At 57.9% G+C, this 18,900-nt stretch carries 18 protein-coding genes; 16 read left to right on the top strand and 2 right to left on the bottom strand.

Annotation, left to right across the window (positions count from 1 at the left end; all coding sequences use genetic code 11):
* The first annotated feature begins 318 nt into the window (after positions 1-318).
* The 16 genes from mnmG to glmS all read left to right on the top strand — a co-directional run bounded on the left by mnmG (position 319) and on the right by glmS (position 16,769).
* Complete coding sequence (mnmG, locus tag Y5S_RS13230; protein ID WP_035233601.1) at positions 319-2,214, top strand: tRNA uridine-5-carboxymethylaminomethyl(34) synthesis enzyme MnmG; 1,896 nt, start codon at positions 319-321, stop codon at positions 2,212-2,214.
* Positions 2,211-2,840, top strand: coding sequence for a 16S rRNA (guanine(527)-N(7))-methyltransferase RsmG (gene rsmG / locus Y5S_RS13225; protein WP_035233600.1), 630 nt, complete (start codon positions 2,211-2,213; stop codon positions 2,838-2,840). The genes mnmG and rsmG overlap by 4 nt, the downstream gene beginning before the upstream one ends.
* Before the next feature lie 159 nt (positions 2,841-2,999).
* Complete coding sequence (locus tag Y5S_RS13220; protein WP_035233599.1) at positions 3,000-3,797, top strand: ParA family protein; 798 nt, start codon at positions 3,000-3,002, stop codon at positions 3,795-3,797.
* 108 nt (positions 3,798-3,905) lie between these two features.
* Entirely contained in the window at positions 3,906-4,826 is a 921-nt protein-coding gene (locus tag Y5S_RS13215; RefSeq protein WP_035233598.1) for a ParB/RepB/Spo0J family partition protein, read from the top strand.
* A gap of 110 nt (positions 4,827-4,936) precedes the next feature.
* The gene (locus Y5S_RS13210) at positions 4,937-6,049 is read left to right on the top strand and encodes a hypothetical protein (RefSeq protein WP_035233597.1); all 1,113 of its coding nucleotides are present in this window, start codon (positions 4,937-4,939) and stop codon (positions 6,047-6,049) included.
* A 246-nt stretch (positions 6,050-6,295) separates the two neighbouring features.
* A complete protein-coding gene (locus Y5S_RS13205; protein WP_231552690.1) occupies positions 6,296-6,724 on the top strand; it encodes an ATP synthase subunit I in 429 nt (142 codons plus the stop codon).
* A gap of 15 nt (positions 6,725-6,739) precedes the next feature.
* Complete coding sequence (gene atpB, locus Y5S_RS13200) at positions 6,740-7,651, top strand: F0F1 ATP synthase subunit A (protein WP_035233595.1); 912 nt, start codon at positions 6,740-6,742, stop codon at positions 7,649-7,651.
* Positions 7,652-7,707: 56 nt separating this feature from the next.
* Entirely contained in the window at positions 7,708-7,929 is a 222-nt protein-coding gene (gene atpE / locus Y5S_RS13195; protein ID WP_007151035.1) for a F0F1 ATP synthase subunit C, read from the top strand.
* A 49-nt stretch (positions 7,930-7,978) separates the two neighbouring features.
* Positions 7,979-8,449 (top strand): F0F1 ATP synthase subunit B, encoded by a 471-nt coding sequence (locus Y5S_RS13190; protein ID WP_035233594.1) that lies wholly within the window; start codon positions 7,979-7,981, stop codon positions 8,447-8,449.
* A 15-nt stretch (positions 8,450-8,464) separates the two neighbouring features.
* Positions 8,465-9,001, top strand: coding sequence for a F0F1 ATP synthase subunit delta (locus tag Y5S_RS13185; RefSeq protein WP_035233592.1), 537 nt, complete (start codon positions 8,465-8,467; stop codon positions 8,999-9,001).
* A gap of 16 nt (positions 9,002-9,017) precedes the next feature.
* A complete protein-coding gene (atpA, locus tag Y5S_RS13180; protein ID WP_035233590.1) occupies positions 9,018-10,562 on the top strand; it encodes a F0F1 ATP synthase subunit alpha in 1,545 nt (514 codons plus the stop codon).
* A 23-nt stretch (positions 10,563-10,585) separates the two neighbouring features.
* A complete protein-coding gene (gene atpG, locus Y5S_RS13175) occupies positions 10,586-11,446 on the top strand; it encodes a F0F1 ATP synthase subunit gamma (RefSeq protein ID WP_035233588.1) in 861 nt (286 codons plus the stop codon).
* Between the two features lie 58 nt (positions 11,447-11,504).
* Positions 11,505-12,887: a F0F1 ATP synthase subunit beta gene (gene atpD / locus Y5S_RS13170; protein WP_035233586.1), complete on the top strand. Its 1,383-nt coding sequence runs from the start codon at positions 11,505-11,507 to the stop codon at positions 12,885-12,887.
* Between the two features lie 20 nt (positions 12,888-12,907).
* Positions 12,908-13,330, top strand: coding sequence for a F0F1 ATP synthase subunit epsilon (locus Y5S_RS13165; RefSeq protein WP_035233584.1), 423 nt, complete (start codon positions 12,908-12,910; stop codon positions 13,328-13,330).
* Between the two features lie 146 nt (positions 13,331-13,476).
* Positions 13,477-14,835, top strand: coding sequence for a bifunctional UDP-N-acetylglucosamine diphosphorylase/glucosamine-1-phosphate N-acetyltransferase GlmU (glmU, locus tag Y5S_RS13160; RefSeq protein ID WP_035233582.1), 1,359 nt, complete (start codon positions 13,477-13,479; stop codon positions 14,833-14,835).
* A gap of 104 nt (positions 14,836-14,939) precedes the next feature.
* A complete protein-coding gene (gene glmS, locus Y5S_RS13155) occupies positions 14,940-16,769 on the top strand; it encodes a glutamine--fructose-6-phosphate transaminase (isomerizing) (RefSeq protein WP_035233580.1) in 1,830 nt (609 codons plus the stop codon).
* Positions 16,770-17,128: 359 nt separating this feature from the next.
* Here glmS and Y5S_RS13150 read toward each other — a convergent pair whose 3' ends face one another.
* Positions 17,129-18,070 carry an ADP-ribosylglycohydrolase family protein gene (locus Y5S_RS13150; RefSeq protein ID WP_052041608.1) on the bottom strand — a complete coding sequence of 314 codons (942 nt, stop codon included), beginning with the start codon at positions 18,068-18,070 and terminating at the stop codon, positions 17,129-17,131.
* 23 nt (positions 18,071-18,093) lie between these two features.
* Positions 18,094-18,828, bottom strand: coding sequence for an NUDIX domain-containing protein (locus Y5S_RS13145; RefSeq protein ID WP_022985894.1), 735 nt, complete (start codon positions 18,826-18,828; stop codon positions 18,094-18,096).
* Positions 18,829-18,900: the final 72 nt, after the last annotated feature.

The raw sequence follows: 18,900 nt of genomic DNA, 5'->3' as shown, positions 1-18,900 counted from the left end.
CAAGGGTCGGTGCATGGATTCCATTGCGAGTAACGAGTTTCGAGAAGCGAAAATCAAAACCCCATGCTTGATCAATGTTGCCTTTCGAAACTCGTCACTCGCAACTCGAAACTGGTTGAACATATGCACCTGCCGGTGCTGTGCCGCTCAAGCTCCAGAAGTGCTAGGCACCCTCGATGAGAGCAGCACTCTTGCGATAAGTGCGGTTTGCGGGGTTGAGTCCCGCGTGATGCTTGCAGCGTGAAGCGTTCTCCCTATACTATCGCGCCCCTTTGATCATATTTTGAGCAGCAGGCAAGCCTGCGAGGTTGTAGTCAGATGGATTATTCCCAGCGTTTTGGCGTGATCGTGATCGGTGGCGGTCATGCCGGTACCGAAGCCGCCCTGGCGTCTGCGCGTATGGGCGTGTCCACTCTGCTGCTCACCCACAATATCGAGACGCTGGGCCAGATGAGCTGTAACCCGGCCATCGGCGGCATCGGCAAGAGTCATCTGGTGCGCGAAATCGACGCGCTGGGCGGGGCCATGGCCCGCGCCACGGATAAAGGCGGCATCCAGTTCCGTGTGCTCAATGCTCGCAAGGGTCCGGCAGTGCGGGCCACCCGCGCCCAGGCTGACCGTATCCGCTACAAGGCAGCAATCCGCGAGACGCTGGAAAACCAGCCCAACCTGACCATCTTCCAACAGCCCGTTGACGACCTGATCGTGGACAATGGCCGCTGTATCGGCGCTGTTACCAACATGGGCCTGCGTTTTCATGCCGATGCAGTAGTGCTGTGTACCGGTACTTTCCTGGGCGGCGTCATCCATATCGGTCTGGATAACCACCAGGGTGGCCGTGCCGGTGATCAGCCCTCCAATGCGCTGGCCCGTCGCCTGCGTGAGCTGCCGTTCCGGGTGGACCGCCTCAAGACCGGTACCCCGCCGCGCATCGACGGCAAGACCGTGGACTTCTCGGTGATGGAAGAGCAGTGGGGCGACACCCCGCTACCGGTGATGAGCTACCTGGGCAAGGTGGAAGAACACCCGCGCCAGATCTGCTGCTATATCACCCACACCAATGCGCAGACCCACGACATCATCCGCAGTGGCTTCGATCGCAGCCCCATGTTCACCGGCGTGATCGAAGGCACCGGCCCGCGCTATTGTCCGTCCATCGAAGACAAGGTGAACCGCTATCCGGACAAGGATACCCACCAGATCTTCGTGGAGCCGGAAGGCCTCGACACCCACGAGCTGTACCCCAACGGCATCTCCACCAGCCTGCCGTTCGATGTGCAGCTGGCGGCGGTACGCTCTATCCGCGGCTTCGAGAACGCGCACATTACCCGCCCGGGCTATGCCATCGAGTATGACTTCTTCAATCCGCAGGATCTCAAGCACAGCCTGGAGACCAAGCACATGCCGGGGCTGTTCTTTGCGGGCCAGATCAATGGCACCACCGGCTATGAAGAAGCGGGTGCCCAGGGGTTGCTGGCGGGCCTGAATGCAGCGCTGCTGAGCCAGGAGAAAGAGGCCTGGACGCCGCGTCGCGATGAGGCTTACATCGGCGTGCTGGTGGATGACCTGATCACCATGGGCACCCAGGAGCCCTACCGCATGTTCACCAGCCGCGCCGAGTACCGGCTGCTGCTGCGCGAAGACAATGCCGACCTGCGCCTCACCGAAAAGGGCCGCGAACTGGGCCTGGTGGATGACGAGCGCTGGGCGGCCTTTAATGCCAAGCGTGAGGGCATGGAAAAAGAAGAGCAGCGCCTGAAAAGCACCTGGGTGCAGCCCAAGTCTGCACAGGCCGATGCGGTGAACACACTGATCGACAAGCCGCTGACTCGCGAATACAGCTTGATGGACTTGCTCAAGCGCCCTGAGCTGGACTATGCCAGCCTGGCCGATGCGGTTGGCGTGGAAGATCGCCCGGCGGCCGACGTGGTCGAACAGATGGAAATTCTCGCCAAGTACGCGGGCTACATTGATCGTCAGACCGACGAGATCGAAAAGCTGCGCGCGGCAGAAACCACCGCCTTGCCGGCGGATTTCGATTATGAACAGGTGAAAGGCCTGTCCAACGAGGTGAAGCAGAAGCTTGGCACCGTGCGTCCGGAAACCCTGGGGCAGGCTGGCCGTATTCCCGGCGTGACGCCGGCGGCGATCTCCCTGCTGATGATTTACCTCAAAAAACACCACCACCAGAAAAAGGCCGCCCAACAAGCATGAGCCTTCCTGCACAACTGGCTAGCACCCTGTCCCGGGGCATTGAAGCCCTGGGCCTTTCCCTGAGCGATGACCAGCAACGCCTGTTGCTCAACTATGTGGACCTGCTGGTCAAATGGAACCAGGCCTACAATCTCACTGCCATTCGTGATCCGCAGGAAATGGTCATCCGCCACCTGCTCGATTCCCTGGCGGTACTGCCGTTCGTGGGAGAGGGTGACACCCTGGATGTGGGCACCGGCGCCGGCATCCCCGGCATCATTCTGGCGGTGTCCCGCCCGCAGCAGTCCTTCACCCTGCTGGATTCCAACGGCAAGAAAACCCGTTTTGTGCGTCAGGCCCGCCGGGAACTGGGGCTGGAGAACGTGGAGGTTGTACACGGTCGCGTGGAACAGTACCGTAAAGCACCATCACAGATTATTTGCCGGGCCTTTGCCTCCTTGTCGGACATGCTGGCGCTGATGACGCCCATAATGACCGACAATACCCGCCTGCTGGCCATGAAAGCGGCCAGCACGGAAGAGGAACTGGCCACCCTGCCACCAGGCTGGAAGGGTCACCACCACAGCCTGCAGGTGCCGGGTCTGGATGAGGCGCGCACCCTGGTGATCGTAGAGTCGGTTTCGTAGGTCGGAAATGGGCGTCAGCCCATCTCCGACAGGATGCCACGGGGTGGAGCGGTCGGTGGAGATTGCCTGCGGCAATGTCCCCCCTACCCAAAACGGGTTGCAGGGTTTTGCGTCGAGCATCCAGCCTCTGGCGTCAGGCGTACTATCAAGGAGAACAGCGTGACCACCGTATTTGCCGTAGCGAACCAGAAAGGCGGCGTGGGGAAGACAACCAGCAGCGTAAACCTGGCCGCCTCCCTGGCCGCCACGCGTAAAAAAGTGCTGCTGGTGGATATTGATCCCCAAGGGAATGCGACCACCGGTTCCGGTGTGGACAAGTTCGACACCGACTACACCATTTACGACGTGCTCTGCGACGAGGTGCCCACTGAACAGGCCATCGTCGCCACCCCGGAAGACAGCGGCTTCGATCTGATTACGGCCAATGGGGATCTGACTGCTGCAGAAGTGCAGCTGCTGGACATGAAGTCCCGCGAGTTCCGCCTGCGCAATGCCCTGGCCCGGATTCGCGACCGTTACGATTACATCCTCATCGATTGCCCGCCGTCACTGAACATGCTTACCGTGAATGCGCTGACGGCAGCGGATTCGGTGATCGTACCGATCCAGTGCGAGTACTATGCCCTGGAAGGGCTCACCGCATTGATGAACACCATCGAAAAGATTCGCACGGTGCTCAATCCCAAGCTGCACATCGGCGGTCTGCTGCGCACCATGTATGATCCGCGCAACAGCCTGTCCAACGATGTCTCCAACCAGTTGATCAGCCACTTCGGTGACAAGGTTTACCGCACCATCATTCCGCGCAACGTGCGGTTGGCGGAAGCCCCCAGCCACGGCGCGCCGGTGATCACCTATGATCCCAAGTCCCGTGGTGCGGTAAGCTACCTGGCCCTGGCCGGCGAAATCCTGCGCCGTGAACAGGCGCTCAAGAACCAGCCGGCTGCGGCATCGTAATTGCAGTAGAGCTAAATACCTGTGGGAGCGGTCGTTCGACCGCGATTTTCACACTGGAGCGGGGATTGCGGTGGAGTCACCGCTCCCACAGAAGAACAAGGAATCACCATGGCGGCAAAGCGTAAGCGCGGTCTCAGCAAGGGCCTGGATGCCCTGCTCAGCAGCAACGAGTCCTACCAGCAGCGGCATCAGGAAGAAGTCAGCGTCCAGCAGACCGAATCACAGCCTGATCCTGTCAGCCAGCCCCCTCGAGACGGCGAGCTGCGCCACCTGCCGGTGGAATACATGGAGCGTGGCCGCTACCAGCCGCGTCGCGACATGTCCCCCGATGCCCTCGAGGAGCTGGCGGAGTCCATTCGTGCCCAAGGGGTGATGCAGCCCATCGTGGTGCGTCCCCTCGGTGAAAAGCGCTACGAAATCATCGCCGGTGAGCGCCGCTGGCGCGCCGCGCAGATGGCCGAGCTGGAAACCATTCCGGCGGTAATCCGCGAAGTGCCAGACGAAGCGGCCATCGCCATGGCCCTGATCGAGAACATCCAGCGGGAAAACCTCAATCCCATGGAAGAGGCGATCGCCCTCGGTCGGCTGAAAGAAGAATTCGGCCTGACTCACCAGCAAGTGGCCGATGCAGTGGGCAAGTCGCGCACCATGGTCACTAACCTGCTACGCCTGATGGGCCTCGAATCGGACGTGAAGAAACTGCTGGAGCACGGCGACCTGGAAATGGGCCATGCCCGTGCGTTGCTGGCGCTGGAAGGCAACAAGCAAATCGAAGCCGCCCGCACTGTGGTGGCCAAGGGGCTGTCGGTGCGTCAGACCGAAGAGCTGGTGCGCGAATTCGAGAAGGTCAAACCGGCCAAGCCGGCTCCCGCCAAGGAAGATCCCAACGTGAAGGCGCTGGTCAACGACCTCTCCGAGCGCCTTGGTGCCCCGGTCCAGCTGCAGTCTGGCCAGGGCGGCAAAGGCAAGCTGGTGATCAGCTATAACAACCTGGATGAACTGGACGGCATCCTGGCGCACATTAAATAGAATCCCTGCGCCAAATGCGGCCCCCTGTTGCAACACCGGGGGCCGTTGTTTCATTGGTTGCCCCCGCGCGAAGGTGGGCAACGGACAATAAAAAAGAAAACGGGGCAGGGATGGGACAGTTTATCTACCGGGCGAAGTCGCCCAGCGGCGAGGTGTCGGGCATTGAAGAGGCCGACTCTGCAGCCCAGGCAGTATCACAGCTTCAGGCTCGATCCTTCACCGATATTCATCTCCAGAATCACGTCATGCATGCTGCTCAGCCGCTGGATACCCACGGGCTCAGCGAAGCAGAGTATGCCCGTCAATATATCCTCTTCCAGAGCCAGGTGGGCTGGACGGTCTTCCTGCGCATGTTCCTGAGAAACAACTGGGGGCTGTGGCTGATTGCTATCGGCTCGGCAGCCTGGTTGTGCTGGGGTGGGAACGGCTTATGGGCGTCACTGGTGTTGCTGGTGCCAGTGCTGCTGATGGCCTGGGGGGCATGGAAATATCGCGATGCCCTGCTTTTTAACCGGATTCTGGAGCATCTTGCTTTTGGCCGGTGGCCTGAAGCGATGACGGCAGTTGAGACACTTGCCAACCGCTGCAAAGATGACGGCGTGCAGCTGGAAATGGCCGTTCACGAGGCCTGCATCCTGGCTCGGCAGGGCGATGAAGAAGGCGCTGGTGCCATCATGGCGATCTGGAAGCCAGTCATGGAGCTGGCCATGCCGGGCATGTTTCATACCCTCGATGCCCGGGTGTCGCTGGCGAAACGGGACTTCACTGCGGTTCGGGAAAGTCACCGTCAGGCCATGGAGGCTTCCGGTGGCGATGCGGCACTGACGCTGGATTATGCCTTGATGGAGGCCCGTTACGGCTCTGCAGCGCGAGCCGATTGTCTGGTCATGGAACTGGATGCCACTTCATTGCCGGAGTATGGGCTGTCTTTTCTCCCCTGGGTTCGTGGCATTATTGCCCTGCGTCAGGGAAAGATCGATGCGGCGGTGATGGAGCTGAGTGAGGCGCTCGCCGGCTTGCAGCCAATGGCGGACAATCCTGCCATATGGCCAACCCTGGCCATGGTCAGTGGCGATTTGGGGGTGGCGTTGTTGAAGCGGCAGGATCAGAACCGAGCCGCCAAGGCGATCTTGCCGGTTTGGCCGGTTTTGTCCGTCCATGGCGATCCGCAACAGCTGGCGACTCTTCGCGAGGGGCTCGCGGAAGTTCTGAGCCCGGCCTGAAGCCTGAAAAGGATTCGGCAAAGGGTAAACAAATAAATTTTCAGCCCGCTGAATATCATTCGAAGCTGGCCGTGGAATGCCCTGGGACAATTTGTCCTTCCACCGAGGTCGAACTTTGACTAACAATCCACGCTCTACGGTTGCCACTTGCGTGCCAACTCCATATACTTCGCCGCGCTAACGATCAGGGTGCCCAAGACCTTGCGCCTGGTGCGGCATCAAATTGCATCAGCCAGAGGCTTCACGGTGACCACCAGCAACGAATTCCAGCCCCACAGAACATTGTTCTGGGGGTTAATGCGCGCTCAGCTAGCCGCCATTGTGGTCTTCGCCCTGTTGGTAACGGCGCTGGCCGGAACGCTTTCCGGTCTGGTAGCGGCCTGGGGAGGCACTATCAGCCTGATCGCTTACGCCTGGGGCGGCTTCCAGATATGGATGCACCCCAAAAACCATGTGCCAAAGCGCATGGCTACCGCGGCAGTACGGGCGGAAATGGGCAAGATCGCAATCATGTTATTGCTGTTCTGGCTGACATTTTCCAAGGTCCCCGAAACCCGGGAAATGAAAATTGCAATGGTTCTGCTGTTAGGCTTCCTGATCGCCCAGGTCGTGGGCTGGATTCAGGTAGCGCGCCTCGACGGACGCACAGCAGGGCAAGATGGGCAAAACGACTGAGACTGTAGGCATTCTATGGCTGGTAGTAACGCGCAAGACTACATCAAGCACCACTTGGGTAATCTGACCTATGGCGAACTGCCAGCAGGCTATGTCCGTGAATGTGACGGCCGCGATACGCAAACCCTGACCGAAAGCACCTGGACCTTTGCCTGTAATGGTAATGAAGCCAAAGACATGGGCTTCATGGCATTCCACGTGGATTCTCTCGCCTGGTCTGGCGGTCTCGGCATCATTATGTGTCTGTTGTTCTGGATGGGTGCCCGCAAGGCCACCGCTGGCGTTCCTTCCGGCTTCCTGAATTTCGTGGAAACCATCATCGAATTTATTGATACCCAGGTTCGTGACTCCTTCCACGGCAAGAGCAAGCTGGTGGCCCCGCTGTCACTGGTGATTTTCTGCTGGGTGTTCCTGATGAACCTGATGGATCTGATCCCGGTTGATTTCGTTCCGGGCACCTTTAGCTGGATCATGACCTCCTTCTTCGGCTGGACCGCCCAGGAAGCCTACTTCAAGATCGTGCCCAGCACTGACCCGAATATTACCCTGTCCATGTCCTTCTCTGTGATGCTGCTGGTGATCTTCTTCACCATCAAGGCAAAGGGTGTGGGCGGTTTTGTGGGTACCCTGACATTGCATCCGTTCGAGGCCAGCAACCCGGTCCTGAAGGCTCTGCTGATGCCTGTGAACTTGCTGCTGGAGACCATCGGTCTGCTGGCCAAGCCGGTTTCACTGGGTCTGCGACTGTTCGGCAACATGTATGCCGGTGAGTTCGTATTCATTATGTTGGCCGCCATGATGGGCACCTGGCAGTTTATCGGTGCCTGGCCCTGGGCGGTGTTCCATATTCTGGTTATCACCCTGCAGGCATTTATCTTCATGGTACTCACTATCGTGTACCTGAGCATGGCGGTCGAAGACCACTAAGATTTTTTAAACCGGTTTTTAATTAAACCAACCAAGCACTTAACGGGAGTGTAAAGATGGAAGGCATTCAATTTCTTGCTGCTGCTATCGTAGCTGGCCTGGCGGCCATCGGCGCAGGTCTGGGTTTCGGCATGATGGGTGGCCGTTTTCTGGAATCTGTAGCTCGTCAGCCTGAACTGGCTCCGATGCTGCAAACCCGCATGTTCATCATCGCTGGTCTGCTGGATGCTGTGCCGATTATCTGTATCGCTATCGCGTTCCTGCTGATCTTCCAGTAATCGATCGCGTTTGATCCGGTAAATTACCTAACGCGATTGAGGTGATGGCATGAACATCAACATGACGATCATCGGCCAGGCTATCTGGTTCGCACTGTTCGTATTCTTCTGCATGAAGTTCGTCTGGCCGCCCATTTCCCGGGCCCTGGAAGAGCGCAAGCAGAAAATTGCCGAGGGCCTGAGTGCCGCAGACCGTGCTGAGCGCGATCTGGAGCTGGCTCAGGAAAAGGCGACCGCCAATCTCAAAGAAGCTAAAGAGAAGGCGGCCGAAATCATTGATCAGGCCAATCGCCGGGCTAATCAGATTGTGGAAGAGGCAAAAGATGCCGCGCGCACCGAAGGTGAGCGTCTGGTAGCCAAAGCCCAGTCTGAGATTGACCAAGAAGTTAATCAGGCTCGCGAGCAGCTGCGCAAAGAAGTTGCCGTACTGGCGCTGAGCGGTGCCGAGAAGGTACTGGGCGGCGAAGTAAACCAGGACGCGCACAAGCAGATGCTTGAGCAGCTGGCGGCTGAACTCTGAGACTACGGGTAACCCATGGCTGAACTGACCACCATCGCACGCCCCTACGCCAAGGCTGCCTTTGTTTTTGCAAAAGAACAGGGCGCTCTGGAGAAGTGGGAAAAGATGCTGGGCCTGGCAGCAGCAGTGGCAGGTGATGCCAGCATGCGTGCTTACCTTGACCAGCCGGAACTGGATGACGCCGCCAAGGTTTCTGCCTTTGCAGAAGTCTGCGGTGAAGAACTCGACGAGAGCGGGCGCAACTTTGTTGCGCAGCTGGCGCAGAACAAGCGTCTGCCGCTGTTGCCGATCATCCTGCAACTGTTCCACGAGCTACTCGCTGCGGAACAGCAGTTCACCGATGTGGAGCTGATCTCTGCATTCGAGATGGACGACGCTGTTACCGAGAAACTGGTAGCCGCTTTGAAAAAACGCCTTGGCACCGACGTGAATGTCACCACGTCTGTGGACCAGTCCCTGATTGGAGGCGTGCTGGTGCGAGCCGGCGATACCGTAATTGATGGCAGTGTGCGTGGCAGACTGAACCGTCTGGCAGAGCAACTGAACTCTTGAGTTTGAGGGATTAGAGATGCAGCAACTCAACCCGTCCGAAATCAGCGAGATTATCAAGTCGCGCATCGCGAAACTTGATACCTCCACCGAAGCACGTAACGAAGGTACGGTGGTATCCGTATCCGACGGTATTGTGCGTATTCACGGTCTTGCCGATGTAATGTTCGGTGAGATGATCGAGTTTGAGGGCGGCATCTATGGCATGGCCCTTAACCTTGAGCAGGATTCCGTTGGCGCCGTGGTACTGGGCGACTACCTGAGCCTGGCCGAAGGTCAGAAGGTACGTTGTACTGGCCGCATCCTGGAAGTTCCGGTTGGTCCGGAGCTGCTGGGTCGCGTTGTTGACGCTCTGGGTAACCCGATCGATGGCAAAGGCCCGATCAACGCTTCCGCTACTGACGCGGTAGAAAAGGTTGCTCCTGGCGTTATCTGGCGTAAGGAAGTTAACGAGCCGGTTCAGACTGGCTACAAGGCGATCGACTCCATGGTGCCGATCGGTCGTGGTCAGCGTGAGCTGATCATTGGTGACCGTCAGATCGGTAAGACTGCGGTAGCCGTTGACTCCATCATTGCCCAGAAGGGCACTGGCGTTAAGTGTATCTACGTTGCGGTTGGCCAGAAGCAGTCCACCATCGCCAACGTGGTACGCAAGCTGGAAGAGCACGGTGCAATGGATCACACCATCATCGTTGCCGCTTCTGCTTCCGATCCGGCTTCCATGCAGTTCCTGGCCCCGTTCGCCGGTTGTGCCATGGGCGAATACTTCCGCGACCGCGGTGAAGATGCCCTGATCGTTTATGATGACCTGACCAAGCAAGCCTGGGCGTATCGTCAGATCTCCCTGCTGCTGCGTCGCCCGCCGGGCCGTGAAGCTTATCCTGGTGACGTGTTCTACCTGCACTCCCGTCTGCTGGAGCGCGCCGCCAAGGTCAGCGAAGAATACGTAGAGAAGTTCACCAACGGTGAAGTGAAAGGCAAAACCGGTTCTCTGACCGCCCTGCCGATCATCGAAACCCAGGGTGGTGACGTATCTGCATTCGTACCGACCAACGTGATCTCCATCACCGATGGTCAGATCTTCCTGGAAACCGACCTGTTCAACTCCGGCATCCGTCCGGCCATGAACGCCGGTGTGTCTGTATCTCGTGTAGGTGGTGCAGCCCAGACCAAGATCGTTAAAAAGCTCGGCGGTGGTATCCGTCTGGCACTGGCCCAGTACCGTGAACTGGCGGCCTTCGCCCAGTTCGCTTCCGACCTCGACGATTCTACTCGCGAGCAGCTGGAACATGGTCAGGCCGTAACCGAGCTGATGAAGCAGAAGCAGTACAGCCCGCTGAGCGTTGCTGAGATGGGTGTTGTTCTGTACGCCGCTAACGAAGGTTACCTGAAAGGTATCGAAATCGAGAAAATCGGTTCCTTCGAAACGGCCATGCTGGACTACATGAACAGCGAAAAGAAAGCGTTGATGGACAAGATCAACGAGAAGGGTGACTACAACGGCGACATCGAGGGTGAGATCAAGGAATCTCTCGATCAGTTCAAAGCCACCCAGACCTGGTAATTCGCTGATAAAAGGTACTTCCTATGGCCAGCGGTAAAGAGATCAAAGGCAAGATTGCCAGCGTCCAGAGCACGAAGAAAATTACCCGTGCAATGGAAATGGTGGCAGCTTCCAAGATGCGTAAGGCACAAGAGCGTATGGCGGCTTCCAAGCCGTACGCCAGCCGCATGCGTCAGGTGGTTGCCCATCTGGCCAATGCTGATCTGGAATACCGGCACAGCTACCTGCAAGAGCGGGAAGTGAAGAACGTTGGCTACATCGTAGTGACCTCCGACCGGGGTCTCTGCGGTGGTCTCAACGTGAACCTGCTCAAGAATGTCGTGAAAAGCGCGCAAGAGTGGAAAGAAAAAGGCGCCAAGGCCCAATACTGCGTAGTGGGCTCCAAAGGTGTGTCTTTCTTCAAGAGCGTGGGCGGCAATGTGGAAGCGACCGTGAACGGTCTGGGTGATACTCCTCACCTGAACGATCTGATCGGTTCCATCAAGGTAATGCTGGATGCCTATGACAATGGTGCCATCGACCGTCTGTACATCGTGTACAACGAATTCGTGAACACCATGACCCAGGCGCCGACCAACATTCAGCTTCTGCCGCTTGAAGCGGGCGAAGAAGAAGAGTTGAAGCGCCACTGGGACTACATTTATGAGCCCGCTCCGAAAGAGCTGCTGGACGAACTGCTGGTGCGGTTCATCGAGTCCCAGGTCTATCAGGGTGTGGTTGAAAACAATGCCTGTGAGCAGGCAGCGCGTATGATCGCGATGAAAGCGGCCAGCGATAATGCCGGTGACATCATTCGTGATCTGCAGTTGGTGTACAACAAGGCACGCCAGGCTGCAATTACGCAGGAAATCTCCGAAATCGTTGGTGGTGCTGCTGCGGTCTGATTTGTCAGCAGACAAATTGGAAAGACGCGGCAAAAACGCAAGTTAAGAGGATGCAAGCATGAGTAGCGGTCGTATTGTTCAGATCATCGGTGCTGTAATCGACGTGGAATTTTCACGCGAAGACGTACCGAAGGTATATGACGCCCTCACCGTGGACGGTACTGAAACCACGCTGGAAGTTCAGCAGCAGCTGGGCGACGGCGTTGTTCGTACCATCGCCATGGGCTCCACCGAAGGTCTGAAGCGTGGTATCGCCGTGACTGACACCGGTGAGCCGATTCAGGTTCCGGTAGGCACCAAGACCCTGGGCCGTATCATGGACGTGCTGGGTCGCCCGATCGATGAAGCCGGTCCTATCGGTGAAGAAGAGCGCATGTCTATTCACCGTGCGGCTCCTACTTACGCTGAGCAGGCAGCTACCAACGAACTGCTGGAAACCGGCATCAAGGTAATCGACCTGGTTTGCCCCTTCGCGAAAGGCGGTAAAGTTGGTCTGTTCGGTGGTGCGGGTGTAGGTAAAACCGTAAACATGATGGAGCTGATCCGGAACATCGCGATCGAGCACTCCGGTTTCTCCGTGTTTGCGGGTGTGGGTGAGCGTACTCGTGAGGGTAACGACTTCTACCACGAAATGAAGGACTCCAACGTACTGGATAAGGTATCGCTGGTTTACGGTCAGATGAACGAGCCGCCTGGTAACCGTCTGCGTGTAGCGCTGACCGGTCTGACCATGGCCGAGAAGTTCCGTGACGAAGGTCGTGACGTACTGTTCTTCGTCGATAACATCTACCGTTACACCCTGGCCGGTACCGAAGTATCCGCTCTGCTGGGTCGTATGCCTTCTGCGGTAGGTTACCAGCCGACTCTGGCGGAAGAGATGGGCGTTCTGCAGGAACGTATTACTTCCACCAAGGTAGGTTCCATCACCTCCGTACAGGCCGTATACGTACCTGCGGATGACTTGACTGACCCGTCTCCGGCGACCACCTTTGCTCACTTGGATTCCACTGTATCCCTGAGCCGTGACATCGCCTCCAAAGGTATCTACCCGGCGATCGACCCGCTGGATTCCACCTCTCGTCAGCTGGATCCGCTGGTCATCGGTCAGGAACACTACGACATCGCTCGTGGCGTTCAGATGGTGCTGCAGCGCTTCAAAGAGCTGAAGGACATCATCGCGATTCTGGGTATGGACGAGCTGTCTGAAGACGACAAGCTGGTGGTATCCCGCGCTCGTAAGATTGAGCGTTTCCTGTCCCAGCCGTTCTTCGTGGCAGAAGTATTTACCGGTTCTCCGGGCAAGTACGTCTCCCTGAAAGACACCCTGGCAGGTTTCAAGGGTATCCTGAACGGTGACTATGACCACATTCCGGAGCAGGACTTCTACATGAAGGGTTCTATCGACGAAGTGGTAGAAGCCTACAACAAGCGTAGCAAGTAACCTTCACCGGGAGACAACAAATGGCGATGACCGTGCATTGCGACATTGTTAGTGCAGAACGCCAGCTGTTCTCCGGCCTGGTAGAAATCGTGGTAGCTTCCGGTGTGGAAGGCGACCTCGGTATCATGCCAGGCCACGCCCCGCTGCTGACCCGGCTCAAGCCGGGCCCGGTACGGGTGAAGAAGCAGAATGGTGAAGAAGAAGTGTTCTACGTATCCGGCGGCTTCCTCGAAGTGCAGCCGAAGCTGGTCACCGTACTGGCCGATACGGCAGAACGTGCCGACAACATGGACGAAGCCTCTGCCGAGCAGGCAAAACAGCGCGCCAAAGAAGCGCTGGAAGGGAAAAATTCCGAAATGGATTACTCCCGTGCCGCTGCTACCCTGGCCGAGGCTGTTGCCCAGTTGCGTGCAATTCAACAGTTGAAGAAAAAGGGCCGGTAAGGGCATCTTTTGCAAATCTTCAACACATGAAGGGTAGCCGGGTGCTACCCTTTTTTGTTTCTGTTGTGGGATAGAAAAGCGTTTTCATCAAAGGATCAGGACAGGTCCTGCAACGCAGTGCGCAGTGAAACAAATAAGGACAGGGTATGAGTCTAGCTGTTGTAATCCTCGCCGCCGGAAAAGGTACTCGCATGAAGAGTGCCTTGCCAAAAGTTCTCCATGAAGTGGCCGGCAAGGCCATGGTGCAACATGTGGTCGACGCCGCCGGCAGCCTCAACGCCGACAACACCGTGGTGGTTTACGGCCATGGTGGCGATCAGGTGCAGGCCACCGTCACCGGCAACAACCTGCAGTGGGCCGAGCAGGCGGAACAGCTGGGCACCGGCCATGCTGTTGCCCAGGCCATGCCCTCGGTGAAGGAAGACATCGTGCTGGTGTTGTACGGCGATGTGCCGCTGATTCGCCCGGAAACCCTGCGTGACTTTGTCGAATGCGTAGACGACAAGACCCTGGCCCTGATGACTCTGACTCTGGACGACCCCAACGGTTATGGCCGTATTGTCCGTGATGGCCAGAACAACGTGCAGCGTATCGTTGAGCAGAAAGATGCCACGGAAAATGAACTGGGCATCCAGGAAATCAACACCGGTATTCTCGCCTGCACCCGTTCCTTCCTCGCAGACTGTCTGCCCAAGTTGTCCAGCAACAATGCCCAGGGTGAGTACTACCTCACCGACGTGATCGCCATGGCAGTGCAGTCCGGTCTTACCGTGGAAACCCTGCAGCCGCAATTCGCCTGGGAAGTGGATGGGGTGAATGACCGGGTACAGCTGTCCCGCCTGGAGCGGATCTTCCAGTTGGCACAGGCCGAATCCCTGATGCGTGATGGTGTCACCCTGCGCGATCCCGCCCGTCTGGACATTCGCGGCAGCGTACAGATCGCCAGCGATGTGATCATCGACGTAAACGTGATCCTGGAAGGGGACGTGACCATCGAGGAAGGTGTCACTATCGGTCCCAACTGTATTCTCCGCGATGCCAATATTGGTGCCGGCACGGTCGTCGAAGCCAACAGCCTGATCGATGGATCGGTGGTCGGTGACAACTGCACCATCGGCCCCTACGCGAGACTGCGTCCGGGCACTGAACTGGCCGACAAGGCCAAGATCGGCAACTTTGTGGAAACCAAGAAGTCCTATGTAGGCGAAGGTTCCAAGGTCAACCATCTCACCTACATTGGTGACAGCCAGATTGGCAAAGGCGTTAACGTGGGTGCTGGCACCATTACCTGTAACTATGATGGTGTAAACAAGTTCCAGACGATCCTGAAAGATGGTGCCTTTATCGGCTCCAATTCTTCACTGGTAGCGCCCGTCACCATCGGCGAGAATGCCACAGTGGGGGCCGGCAGCACCGTGACCAAGGACGTGGATGACAACGGCCTTGCCGTGGCCCGTGGCCAGCAGCGCAACGTGGCGAACTGGAAGCGCCCAACCAAGAAATAACGGATTGTATCGGGTTCGCCTTTTCTCGTAGGGCGGAAATGGGCGAAAGCCCATCTCCGCCGCAATGAACGGACCCGGCAGGCAACAGCTTTAGGAAAAAACACATGTGTGGAATCGTCGGCGCCATCGCCCAGCGTAATGTAGGCAACATCCTGATCACCGGTCTCAAGCGTCTGGAATACCGTGGCTATGACAGCGCGGGTGTTGCCTTGCTAAACGACAAGGGCATTACCCGGGTACGTCGTCAGGGCAAGGTGGCAGGTCTGGAAGACGCCGTGACCGAAGTGAGCGCAGCCGGCTTCATCGGTGTGGCGCACACCCGCTGGGCCACCCACGGCAAGCCTTCGGAAGCCAATGCTCACCCACACATGTCCGGCAGTGATCTGGCGCTGGTGCACAACGGCATCATCGAAAACTTTCAGGAACTGAAAGACGAGTTGCAGTCACAGGGCTACGAATTCACCTCCCAGACGGATACAGAAGTCATCGTTCACCTGCTGCACCAGGTACTGGAAACCGGTGTGGATTTGTTCGGCGCCGTTCAGCAAGTGGTGAAAAAACTCGACGGTGCTTATGCATTGGGTGTGATCCACAAATCCGAGCCCGACAAACTCATTGCGGTACGCTCCGGTAGCCCGCTGGTGATTGGTCTCGGCATCGATGAAAACTACATCGCCTCCGACCAGCTGGCCCTGCTGCCGGTGACCAACCGCTTTATCTTCCTGGAAGAAGGTGACCAGGCAGAAATCAGCATCGACGGCGTGCGCATCGTCGATGCCGACGGCGATTCCGTTGTCCGTGAAGCCCATGAATTCGATGGTACCCATGAAGATGCCGAGAAGGGCGAATACCGCCACTACATGCAGAAAGAAATCTTCGAGCAGCCGGCGGCCATCCAGAAAACCCTGGAAGATCGTATCGATTCCCCGGCAGATCTGATCAAGGCGTTCGGTGAAAAAGCCCCGGCGATTTTCGATCAAGTGAAGACCGTACAGATCGTTGCCTGTGGTACCAGCTACCATGCCGGCATGGTGGCTCGTTACTGGCTGGAAGACATCGCCGGCATTCCCTGTCAGGTAGAGGTCGCCAGCGAATTCCGCTACCGCAAGCACGTGGTGCCGGAAGGCACCCTGTTCGTCACCATCTCCCAGAGTGGCGAAACTGCCGATACCCTGGCGGCCCTGCGTGACACTCAGTCTCCCAACTACGTGGGTCGTCTGGCCATCTGTAATGTGGACAGCTCTTCCCTGGTGCGCGAATCCGAACTGGTGTTCCTCACCAAGGCTGGTCCGGAAATCGGCGTGGCCTCCACCAAGGCGTTCACCACCCAGCTGGCAGGCCTGCTGATGATGGTGCTGGCTTTGGGGCGTCAGAAGGGCCTCGCCGACAGCGAGATCGAAAAAGTGCTGGCTGAAATGCGCCAGCTGCCCAACCTGATCGAACAGGCCGCCTCCCTGGACAAGCCCATCGAAAAGCTTTCCGAGCACTTCGTGGAAAAACACCACGCCCTGTTCCTCGGCCGTGGGGTGCAATTCCCTGTGGCACTGGAGGGCGCGCTCAAGCTCAAGGAAATTTCCTACATTCACGCCGAAGCCTATGCGGCGGGCGAGCTCAAGCACGGCCCGCTGGCACTGGTGGACAGCGACATGCCGGTGGTCTCCGTAGCGCCCAACGATGAACTGCTGGAAAAACTGAAATCCAACCTGCAGGAAGTGCGTGCCCGTGGTGGTGAGCTGTATGTGTTCGCCGACAAGAACGCCCACGTGAAAGAAGGCGAAGGCATCCACGTGCTCAACATGCCCGCCGTCCCGGAAACCATCGCCCCCATCGTCTACACCGTGCCGCTGCAGTTGCTCAGCTACCATGTGGCCGTGCTGCGCGGCACCGACGTAGACCAACCCCGTAACCTGGCCAAGTCGGTGACGGTGGAGTAAAGGCAGTTAACAGTTAATAGTGAACAGTTAACAGCAAAAGCCCGGCAATGCCGGGCTTTTTATTGCACAACACCTTGTCGAACAATGCTGTAGGAGTTCCCTTCCAGGGGACGAACCGTGCGCAGCACGGAATCACCCGAAGGGTGGCGGAGCCAATAGTTCCTCACGAGAAGATACCCCCCTGTGGGAGCGGTCGTTCGACCGCGATAGCCGTGGCGCGGCTAACCATTCGCGGTGGAACCACCGCTCCTACAAAAAACCTTGCCACCCCACCCTTCCGGGTTTTGACTTTCGCAACTCGCAACTCGCAACTCGTCACTGATCCGCCGTAGGGGACTGCCAGCAGGCGATCTTGTCTTTCACGATTGGAGCACCAACCCAGCCGAAGTTTGGATCTTGTGCGTTCGTTCAAAAAGGGACGTAGCCAGCGTAACGATGTCATCCCGCATGGCGAGTTTGTCTATCCATTCTTCAGGAATAGCGGACGCCCCATAAAATGCCCCCGCAATCTGTCCAGTGATGGCGGCGGTGGTGTCTGCATCATCGCCCAGGTTGGTGGCGGCAAGGATGGCGTCGCGGTAATTGTCGGTATGGAAGAAACACCATAGCGCGGCTTCCAGTGACTGGATGCAGTAGCCGGAGCCGATAATGTCGTCATAACCCGCTTGCAGAAAATCCCCGCCGGCCAGGGCCTGCACCTTGGCTTCCTGCCAGTGTTGGTCAGCCAGGTTTTGCATGAGTGATGCCTTGTCAGTGCCACGCAAACAACGGTCCAGCAACAGGGCAAACAGCTCACAACATTCCACCGCCTCCGCTGCGCCGTGAGTAGTACGGGAACTGAGTGCCGCCAGTTCACGCAAGTGATCTGGGGCAGGATGGGCGAACAGCACCACCGGAGCCAGCCGCATCAGTGAGCCATTGCCAGCGGTATGGGCTGCGGTGTCGCCAGAGTAGGGTTCGCCGGTATCGCGGAAACGAGCCAAAGCGTCGCGCACGGTGTTGCCGATATCAAAGCAGCTGCCGGTGGCGCTAAGGTAGCCCCATTGCCACCAGTTCAAATAGCGACTCATTTGGTCGCGGGCATCAAAGGCCTGCTTTTCAACGAGGCTTTCAGCCAGACACAGGGCCATGGAGGTGTCGTCGGTCCATTGACCGGCTTTCAGGTTGAAGGGGCCGTTGCCTGTCATGTCGGTGACCGGAGCAAAGCTGCCTCGGGGTGAAAATTCCACCGTCGTGCCCACCGCATCACCGCAGGCAAGCCCGGCTAGCGCGCCGATGAAACGATCCTTGAGTGTGTTCATGATGCTTTCCTCTTGATGGGCCTTTACAGGCCTTCACCAAACACCCGCGCAAACAGATGTTGTTCGGAGCCGGTGGCAGGTTGATAGAGTGCCGCAGGCCGGCCCCGCCCCCCTTCGGGAATGCCTTCGCCCACTTCTTCGAGAATCTCCGCATTGAGAATGCGCCGACGAAACGATTTCTTTTCCAGGGTGGCATCCATCAGTTGTTCGAACGCACGCTGTAACTGGGTCAGAGTGAAAGGGCGTTTCAGCACATGAACCGGCAGCACGGTATAGGCTGTCTTGTTCTTCAAACGCTCCCGCGCTGTGGCAATCAGGCTGCGGTGATCGAACGCCAGCTCAATGCCTCCGAGCTGATCCAGCGGCCACCAGCGGGCATCGTTAACTGACGCCACGAAGTCTGCGGTAGGGGCATGGGGGATCAGCGCCATGTACAAGGCCGTGACAGACCAGCCACGGGGATCGCGCAGGCCGTTGCCCTTGCTACACACCTGCTCCAGCAGCGGCGCGGCGACACCGGTTTTTTCCTTCAGCTTGCGGTGGGCGCAGGCGTCCAGGTCGTCATCGCTGTGAATGTCGATAAAACCGCCGGGTAAGGCCCAACGCCCCTTGTGCGGAAAGTCGCCCCGTTCCACCAGTAGCACCTGCAGGGCGCCTTCGTGCAGGGTAAAGATCGCCACGTCCACGGTAACCAGTGGGCTGTCGTAGTCCCTGGCGTTGTACTGTTTGAGGAAGTCGGCTTCTGAGCGGTAGGTCATGGTTCGATCACCAGGGGGTTGCTATATAGTGGCAGTTAGCCAACAATACAGAGCAACACCGGTTCAGGCAAC

Source organism: Alcanivorax nanhaiticus (genome assembly GCF_000756665.1).
Classification (GTDB): Bacteria; Pseudomonadota; Gammaproteobacteria; order Pseudomonadales; family Alcanivoracaceae; genus Alcanivorax; species Alcanivorax nanhaiticus.
The sequence above is the reverse complement of the archived record's forward strand: the minus strand, read 5'-3'. Positions and strand labels throughout refer to the sequence as shown.